Source organism: Streptomyces sp. NPDC101166 (genome assembly GCF_044768125.1).
GTDB lineage: Bacteria > Actinomycetota > Actinomycetes > Streptomycetales > Streptomycetaceae > Streptomyces.
Window position 1 is genome coordinate 1 of the sequence record NZ_JBIWPF010000244.1, and the last position, 1161, is coordinate 1161.

At 68.4% G+C, this 1161-nt stretch carries 1 protein-coding gene and 1 pseudogene; one reads left to right on the forward strand and one right to left on the reverse strand.

Annotated elements, in window-relative coordinates; translation table 11 throughout:
* Positions 1-848 (forward strand): annotated as a pseudogene (locus tag ACIRS4_RS38085) (NAD(P)/FAD-dependent oxidoreductase); the annotation flags it as partial.
* A gap of 24 nt (positions 849-872) precedes the next feature.
* Here ACIRS4_RS38085 and ACIRS4_RS38090 read toward each other — a convergent pair.
* A partial coding sequence (locus ACIRS4_RS38090) for a hypothetical protein (RefSeq protein WP_404204840.1) occupies positions 873-1161 on the reverse strand: 289 nt, incomplete at its 5' end.

A 1161-nucleotide genomic window follows, 5' to 3' on the forward strand; every position in this document is an offset into this window, starting at 1 on the left:
GCCAGTTCCTCACCCGCTGGATCAGCCAGGCGTTCGTGGAGCTGACCTTCCCGCTGTCGGCGCACTACTACAAGGTGCTGCCGATCGTGAAGCTCGGCGAGCGCACCGGTCTCGCGCACCTGCGGGATCAGGTGCGGGACCCCGAGATTCGCGCGAAGCTCACCCCCGACTACGCGCTGGGCTGCAAGCGGCCGTCGTTCTCCAACGACTACCTGAAGACCTTCAACCGCGACAACGTCACCCTCGATACCGATCCCATCACCGAGATCACCGCGAGCGGTCTGCGCACCACCGGCCGCCACCACCAGGTCGACGTACTCATCATGGCCACCGGGTTCAAGGTCATGGAGTCGGGAAATATGCCCACCTTCGACCTGCACGGCAGTGGCGGACTGCGACTGGAGGATTGGTGGGACACCCACCGGTTGCAGGCCTACGAGGGCGTCAGCGTGCCCGGGTTCCCGAACTTCTTCACCATCATCGGTCCCTACGGCTACAACGGGGCGTCCTACTTCACGCTCATCGAGATGCAGACCACCCACATCCTGCGGCTGCTCCGCCAGGCCCGCCGCGACGCCGCCACCCGGGTGGAGGTCACCGCCGCCGCCAACGAGCGGTACTTCCAGGAGATGATGTCGCGGCGCGGCACCCAGGTGTTCTGGCAGGACAGCTGCGCGCTGGCCAACTCCTACTACTTCGACAAGAACGGGGACGTGCCGCTGCGGGCCATGAGCACGCCCGAAGCCGCCTGGCGGGCAGCCCATTTCGACCTGAACGACTACACCTTCGAGGCGCCCGGCGGACGCCGCACCGATGATCGGCCCGCCACCCGGACGGCCACGGCCTAGCGCTCAGCGGGCCGGGAACAGCGCTCAGCGGTCCAGGGAGCGGTAGAGGTCGCGTAGTTGCCGCAGCCCGGCGGCGACGGACTGCTCGTCCTCGGCGGTCATGCGCAGGGCCTGGCGCAGCAGCACCGGGTCCAGATCGTCGGGGGCCGGATGGAATTCGGGGTCCGGCAGCGTGGGCAGCGCCGCGTGCTCGCCGTACAGGTCGCAGTCGAGGGTCTCGCTCTGCAGCAGGCCGCCGATGAGGTCGTCCAGCCGGATCCCGCGCAGGGTGAGCAGGTCGGTCGGGTGCTCGTCGAGCCGTTCCGCCACCACG